At 71.7% G+C, this 6,267-nt stretch carries 8 protein-coding genes; 4 read left to right on the top strand and 4 right to left on the bottom strand.

Features of this window, described 5'->3' with window-relative positions; genetic code table 11:
* Positions 1-218: 218 nt before the first annotated feature.
* The 3 genes from glpK to ACYVE7_RS27280 all read right to left on the bottom strand — a co-directional run bounded on the left by glpK (position 219) and on the right by ACYVE7_RS27280 (position 3,508).
* The gene (glpK, locus tag ACYVE7_RS27290) at positions 219-1,715 is read right to left on the bottom strand and encodes a glycerol kinase GlpK (protein WP_460368521.1); all 1,497 of its coding nucleotides are present in this window, start codon (positions 1,713-1,715) and stop codon (positions 219-221) included.
* A gap of 113 nt (positions 1,716-1,828) precedes the next feature.
* Complete coding sequence (locus tag ACYVE7_RS27285; protein ID WP_460368519.1) at positions 1,829-2,590, bottom strand: IclR family transcriptional regulator; 762 nt, start codon at positions 2,588-2,590, stop codon at positions 1,829-1,831.
* Positions 2,591-2,695: 105 nt separating this feature from the next.
* The gene (locus tag ACYVE7_RS27280; RefSeq protein ID WP_460368517.1) at positions 2,696-3,508 is read right to left on the bottom strand and encodes an NUDIX hydrolase; all 813 of its coding nucleotides are present in this window, start codon (positions 3,506-3,508) and stop codon (positions 2,696-2,698) included.
* A gap of 55 nt (positions 3,509-3,563) precedes the next feature.
* Between ACYVE7_RS27280 and cutA the strand changes: the two genes are divergently transcribed.
* Positions 3,564-3,941 (top strand): divalent-cation tolerance protein CutA, encoded by a 378-nt coding sequence (gene cutA, locus ACYVE7_RS27275; RefSeq protein ID WP_460368516.1) that lies wholly within the window; start codon positions 3,564-3,566, stop codon positions 3,939-3,941.
* Positions 3,942-4,028: 87 nt separating this feature from the next.
* Positions 4,029-4,859 carry an oxygenase MpaB family protein gene (locus ACYVE7_RS27270; protein ID WP_460368515.1) on the top strand — a complete coding sequence of 277 codons (831 nt, stop codon included), beginning with the start codon at positions 4,029-4,031 and terminating at the stop codon, positions 4,857-4,859.
* On the opposite strand, the gene ACYVE7_RS27265 is transcribed toward ACYVE7_RS27270, so the two are convergent.
* Positions 4,856-5,140, bottom strand: coding sequence for a metal-sensitive transcriptional regulator (locus ACYVE7_RS27265; protein ID WP_460368513.1), 285 nt, complete (start codon positions 5,138-5,140; stop codon positions 4,856-4,858). The two genes, ACYVE7_RS27270 and ACYVE7_RS27265, sit on opposite strands and share 4 nt — an antisense overlap.
* A 114-nt stretch (positions 5,141-5,254) precedes the next feature.
* Here ACYVE7_RS27265 and ACYVE7_RS27260 point away from each other — a divergent pair, with 114 nt between their 5' ends.
* The gene (locus tag ACYVE7_RS27260; protein WP_460368511.1) at positions 5,255-5,461 is read left to right on the top strand and encodes a heavy-metal-associated domain-containing protein; all 207 of its coding nucleotides are present in this window, start codon (positions 5,255-5,257) and stop codon (positions 5,459-5,461) included.
* A gap of 26 nt (positions 5,462-5,487) precedes the next feature.
* Positions 5,488-6,267: cation transporter (locus tag ACYVE7_RS27255; RefSeq protein ID WP_460368522.1), on the top strand; the 780-nt coding region annotated here is incomplete at its 3' end.

Genomic DNA, 6,267 nt, shown 5'->3' with positions numbered 1-6,267 from the left:
ACCGCCACCCGCAACCCCGCCTGAGCAGCCGTCCACGCCGCCGCGATCCCCACGATCCCACCACCGATCACCAGCAGGTCGAAAGTGCCCCGGCCGAGTTCCGCGCGGACCGCCTCGCGGTCGATGTCGCCGATGACGGTGTTCACTGACGCTCCTTCCGCCGGACCTGCGCTCGCGGCGCGGTACGGACGCGGTCCGGCCGGCGGTTCACCGGCCGGTCAGGCGAGATCCTCCAGGTCGTCGGCGTCGAGCCAGCCCTTGGCGCATTCCACGGCCTTCGCCCATTTGCGCTGGTGGCGGGCGCGGGTGGCCGCGTCCATCCGGGGGGTCCATTCGGCGGCGCGCCGCCACTCCGAGCGCAGCGCGTCCAGGTCCGACCAGACCCCGGTGACGAGGCCGGCCGCGTGGGCGGCGCCCAGGCAGGTGGTCTCGGCGACGAACGGGCGCATCACCGGGACGTCGAGGACGTCGGCGACGCACTGCATGAGCAGGTTGTTGGCGGTCATCCCGCCGTCGACGCGCAGCGAGCGCAGCGGCACCCCGGAGTCGAGGACCATGGCGTCGACGACCTCGCGGGTCTGCCAGGCCGTCGCCTCCAGCACGGCCCTGGCGAGGTGGCCCTTTCCGGCGTAGCCGGTCATCCCGACGAGCACGCCGCGCGCCTCGGGCGCCCAGTGCGGCGCGAACAGCCCGCTGAAGGCGGGCACGAAGTACAGGCCGCCGCTGTCCTCGACGGTCGTGGCGAGGGTCTCGATCTCGGCGGCGGTCGCGATCAGCCCCATCTTGTCGCGCAGCCACTGGGTCAGCGAGCCGGTGTTGGCGATCGACCCTTCCAGCGCGTAGACCGGGTCCTGGCCGCCGAACTGGTAGCCGACCGTGGTGAGCAGGCCGTGGCCCGAGCGGATGATGTCCTTGCCGGTGTTGAGCAGCAAGAACGCGCCGGTGCCGTAGGTGGCCTTGACGTCGCCTGGGTCGAAGCAGGTCTGGCCGAGCAGGGCGGCGTGCTGGTCGCCGAGCGCGGCCGCGATCGGCACGCCTTCCAGGACTCCGCGGGCGGTGCCGTAGACCTCGGCGGACGAGCGGATCTCGGGCAGCAGCGCGGCCGGGACGGCGAGGGCGTCGAGGATCTCCTGGTCCCACTGGAGGGCGGCCAGGTCCATCAGCGAGGTGCGGCCGGCGTTGGTGACGTCGGTGACGTGCACCGCGCCGTCGGTCAGCTTCCAGATCAGCCAGGTGTCCATGGTGCCGAACAGCAGTTCGCCGCGGTCGGCCCGCGCCCGCAGCCCCGGCACGTGGTCGAGCAGCCACCGGATCTTCGGCCCGGAGAAGTAGGACGCCAGCGGCAGCCCGGTCCGCTGCTGGAACCGGTAGCGGCCCAGTTCGGCGCAGAGGGCGTCGGTGCGGGTGTCCTGCCAGACGATCGCGTTGTGCACGGGACGGCCGGTGGCCTTGTCCCAGATCACGGTGGTCTCGCGCTGGTTGGTGATGCCGACGGCGGCCAGTTCGTCGGCGCGCAGGCCGGCTTTGGCCAGGGCTCCGGCGACGACCTCCTGGACGCGCTGCCAGATCTCCTCGGCGTCGTGCTCGACCCAGCCGGGACGGGGGAAGATCTGCCGGTGCTCGCGCTGGTCGATCGCGACGATCCTGCTGTCGGAGTCGAAGATGATGCACCGGCTGGACGTGGTGCCCTGGTCGATGGCCGCGATGAACGGCATGGATCCTCCGGCTCGCTGGGGTGGGTACGGGTTAACTAAACCACCGTTCGGCAATGTCGAACAGGGGTTGAATTCTTTGTTACTAGGGAGTATCTTCCGGCCTGGTTCCCGGCTCAGAAGGGCGAGGCGCCCAGGTCGCGGCTGATCGCCCTGGCAGTGTCGCGCACCGCCGCGACCAGCGCGGGCAGCGGCTCGCCGTCGGCCGTGACCCGCTCGATCGCCCCGCCGATGCCGACCGCGCCCAGCGGGGTGCCGCGCCGGTCCCGGATCAGCGCGGCGATGCTCGCCACCCCCTCCAGGGCCTCCTCGACGTCGGCCGCCCAGCCCCGGTCGCGGATCAGGGCGCACTCGGCGTCCAGTTCGGCGGGGGAGACCACGGTGTGCCGCGTGTAGGACTTGAGCTCGCCCTCCAGCTCCGCGCGGGCCGCCGGGTCGTGCGCCAGCAGGATCTTGCCCCAGGCCGTCGCGTGCAGCGGCAGCATCGCGCCGATCTCCAGGACCTGGCGGCTGTCGTCGGGCCGGAACACATGGTGGATCACCAGGACGCCGCCCTGGTGCAGCACGCCGATCCGGACGCTCTCACCCGTCACCCTGGCCAGGTCGTCCGACCAGACCAGCGCCCTGGCGCGCAGTTCGTGCACGTCGAGATAGGAGTTGCCGAGCCGCAGCAGCTCCGCGCCGAGCTGGTAGCGGCCCGTTTCGGGGTCCTGCTCGACGAAGCCCTCCTGCTGGAGGGTGCGCAGGATGCCGTGGACGGTGCCCTTGGCCAGACCGAGGGTCACCGACAGGTCCGTCAGGGCGAGCCGGCGCTCGCCCCCGGCCAGCAGACGCAGGATCGCGGCGGCGCGTTCGAGCGACTGGATCGGACCGGGCATCCGTGACCTCCTGGATTCGGCAATGCCGAATTGTAGAACGGGCAGGCCGGATCGTCGCTACCGGACCGTCACCCGGGGTCTCGGCGCGGTGCCCGGCACGGGCCGTCAGCGCGGCTCGTCCTCCTGGTCGGGACGGAGCAGCGCCGGGTGCAGCAGCCGTGCGTCGCCGGACCGGTACAGCTTCGCGCGCGGCCCGCCCCGGCGGCCGCCGTGCTCGGTGGTCTGCCCGGTCGGCTCCACGAACCCCGGGACGGAAAGGACCTTGCGGTGGAAGTTGCCCGCGTGGAGCTCCTCGTCCCAGACCGTCTCGTACACGGCCCTGAGCTCGGGGATCGTGAACCGCTCGGCCAGGAACGCGGTCGCGAGGGGCGTGTACTCGAGCTTGGCGCGGGCTCGTTCCAGCCCGTCGGCGAGGATCCGGGCGTGGTCGAAGGCCAGCGGACGGTCCGTGCCGGGCGGCTGTGCGCCGTCGTCCGTCAGCTCCAGCGAGGCGACCGGCACCCAGGCGGCCTCCGCGGCGTCGCTGCCGGCGAGCGGATCGGGCAGCGCGGGGCCGAACGCCAGATAGGCGACCGAGATCACCCGCATCCGGGGATCGCGGCCGGGCGCGCCGTAGCTGCCGAGCTGCTCCAGATGGACCCGGCCCAGCTCCTTGAGGCCCGTCTCCTCGGCGAGTTCGCGGGCCGCGGCGGCCGGCAGGTCCTCCGAACCGCTGACCGCGCGGACGAAACCGCCCGGCAGGGCCCACGCCCCCTGAAACGGCGGCGCGCCACGCCGGACCAGCAGGACGTGCAGAACACCGTCCCGGATCGTCAGCGCGACCACGTCGACGGTCACCGAGACCGGGTCGTACTGGCGGGGGTCGTAGGCCGCCAGGAAGTCGGCGTCCAGGAATTCGGCGTCGGAGTCCCGGGTCATGCCCCGATCGTAACCGGGCGGGCGTTACGATCAACGCTGGGGAAGGAGCCCTCCCATGGCAGACGCCTATGTCCAGGTCACCACCACGATCGACGAGCAGTCCGACGCGGCCGAGCTGGCCAGGTCGGCGGTCGAGGAGCGGCTGGCCGCCTGCGCCCAGGTCGTCGGCCCGATCACCGCGACCTACTGGTGGGAGGGTGAGGTCGAGACCGCCGACGAGTGGATGGTGCTGTTCAAGACCACCGCCGACCGGTTCCAGGAGCTGGCCGTCCACATCAACGACCACCACTCCTACGAGACCCCGGAGATCATCGCGACGCCGGTCGTCGCGGGCAGTGCGGAGTATCTGGGCTGGATCACCGACCAGACCGCCGAGGTCGACGACGACCCGGCCGAGCTCCTCGACGACGACGATCTGGAGATCGTCGACTGAACCAGGCCCCGGGCCCGTTTGGTCTTGCCTGTGACGGGCGACATATCGGAGTATAAGCCGTCACTTACTTCGAGGCGGGAGTCCCGGGTGGAGCAAGAGGACTACGGGCTGTTCGGGCCGGGATCGGTCACCTGGCGGGTGATGGGGGAGCCGGTGCTGATGGTCGGCGGCTTCCGGGCGCTCCTGCTGCAGGCGCTGCACCCGAGGACCATGTGGGGCACCGCGCAGAACTCCGATCTGATGGACCCCAACGCCGCCTGGTCGCGGCTCGGCCGCACCATCGACTTCGTCCGGATCCGCACGTGGCGGCCGACGCCCGAGGTCGACCGGGTCGGCCGCCGGGTCCGCAAACTGCACTCCAAGATGACGGGCCTCGACCTGCGGACCGGCGAGACCTTCCCGATCGACGACCCCGAGAACCTGCTCTGGGTGCACATGGGCGAGGTCGACTCCTATCTGGGCGTGGCGCGCCGCGCGGGCGTCCCGCTGTCGCGGCAGGACGCGGACCGGTTCGTCGACGAGCAGCGCCGCGCCGCCGAGGTCGTCGGCCTGAACCCGGCGGACGTGCCCGCCTCGGTCGGCGAGATGGCCGACTACTACACCGGGATGCGCCCGCGGCTGTTCGCCTGCCAGGAGGCGAAGGCGGGGCTGCGCCGGGTCTTCAACCCGGACGTCCCGCTGCCCTTCACCCCGCTCAAGCTCGCCGCCCCCGGCCTGGCCACCCTGGTCGTCTCGACCCTGCCGCGCTGGGCCCGCCGCCTCTACGGCCTTCCCGGACTGCCCACCTCCGACCTGTGGGCCACCGCGACCCTGAAGGCCCTGTACCGCACCACCCGGCTGATCCCGGAGCCGCTGCGCTACGCCCCCGACGCCAAACGCGCCCGCTCCCTCACCCGAGCCGCCGAGGCCGCCGCCTAGCCGCGGCGCATGAGGCGGCCCACGGCGGCCATGAGCTCGGTGGACATCTCCTCGGACTCGCCGTTGTGGGCGGCGTTGGTGACGCAGTGGCGGACGTGGCCGTCCAGGAGGCCCAGGGCGACCTTGTCGAGGGCCGCCTGGATCGCGCTGATCTGGGTGAGGACGTCGATGCAGTAGCGGTCCTCCTCGACCATGCGCTCGATGCCGCGGACCTGACCCTCGATCCGGCGGAGCCGGGTCTGGAGCTGGTCCTTGGTCGCGGTGTAGCCGCGCGTCGTCATGACTGTCCTCACATCTCCTCGGGTGTGCCCAGTGCAGGGTATCTAACCCCTGGGGGGTATGCTATGTTCCGACACCAGGATACCCCTGCCCCGTATATCGCCTCAGGAGTTGAAATGTCGGAACGTATCTACACCGTCGAGGGTATGACCTGCGGCCACTGCACGGCCTCCGTGACCGAGGAGATCGGCGAGGTTCAGGGGGTCACGGACGTCGCGGTCGACCTGCCCACCGGCAGGGTGACGGTCTCCGGCGACGGCTTCACCGACGAGGCGGTCGCCGCCGCCGTCACCGAGGCCGGGTACGCCGTGGTCGGGTCGTGACGGGCCTCGAGCTGCCGATCACCGGGATGACGTGCGCCTCGTGCGCCCACCGGATCGAACGGAAGCTCAACAAGCTGGACGGGGTCTCCGCCTCGGTCAACTACGCGACCGAGACCGCCACCGTCCGGTACGACGAGACGCAGGCCACGCCGCAGGACCTGATCGCGACCATCGAGTCCGCCGGCTACGGCGCGACCCTCCCGCAGGAGCAGGCGGAAGCGGAAACGGAAGCGGTGCGGGAGCGGAGTGATCCGCTGCGCACCCGGCTGCTGTGGGCGGCGGCGCTGACCGTCCCGGTGCTGGCGCTGTCGATGATCCCGGCCCTCCAGTTCGACCGGTGGCAGTGGCTGGCGCTCCAGCTCGCCACGCCCGTCGTCCTCTGGGCCGGATGGCCGTTCCACAGGGCCGCCTGGATCAATCTGCGGCACGGCGCGGCGACCATGGACACCCTCGTGTCGGTCGGCGCGCTCGCCGCCTGGGGCTGGTCGGTGCTCGCCCTGTTCTTCGGCGACGCCGGGATGCCCGGAATGAAAATGGGCTTCTCGCTGGTGCCGTCGCGTTCGGGCGGGGTCGAGGAGATCTATCTGGAGGTCGCGGCCGTCGTCGTCACGGCGGTGCTCGGTGGCCGGTACTTCGAGCACCGGGCCCGCGGGCGCGCCGGTTCGGCGTTGCGGGCGCTGCTGGAGCTGGGCGCCAAGGACGTCGCGGTGCTCCGCGACGGCGTGGAGCAGCGGATCCCCGTCGACCGCCTCGCCGTCGGCGACCGGTTCGTGGTCAGGCCGGGCGAGAAGATCGCCACCGACGGA

The organism is Actinocorallia lasiicapitis, from assembly GCF_054778695.1.
The sequence above is the reverse complement of the archived record's forward strand: the minus strand, read 5'-3'. Positions and strand labels throughout refer to the sequence as shown.

Bases quoted from the DNA above. Each gene is read 5' to 3' on its own strand.
- glpK (WP_460368521.1), bottom strand. From the start codon at position 1,715: ATGCCGTTCATCGCGGCCATCGACCAGGGCACCACGTCCAGCCGGTGC.
- ACYVE7_RS27285 (WP_460368519.1), bottom strand. From the start codon at position 2,590: ATGCCCGGTCCGATCCAGTCGCTCGAACGCGCCGCCGCGATCCTGCGT.
- ACYVE7_RS27280 (WP_460368517.1), bottom strand. From the start codon at position 3,508: ATGACCCGGGACTCCGACGCCGAATTCCTGGACGCCGACTTCCTGGCG.
- cutA (WP_460368516.1), top strand. From the start codon at position 3,564: ATGGCAGACGCCTATGTCCAGGTCACCACCACGATCGACGAGCAGTCC.
- ACYVE7_RS27265 (WP_460368513.1), bottom strand. From the start codon at position 5,140: ATGACGACGCGCGGCTACACCGCGACCAAGGACCAGCTCCAGACCCGG.
- ACYVE7_RS27260 (WP_460368511.1), top strand. From the start codon at position 5,255: ATGTCGGAACGTATCTACACCGTCGAGGGTATGACCTGCGGCCACTGC.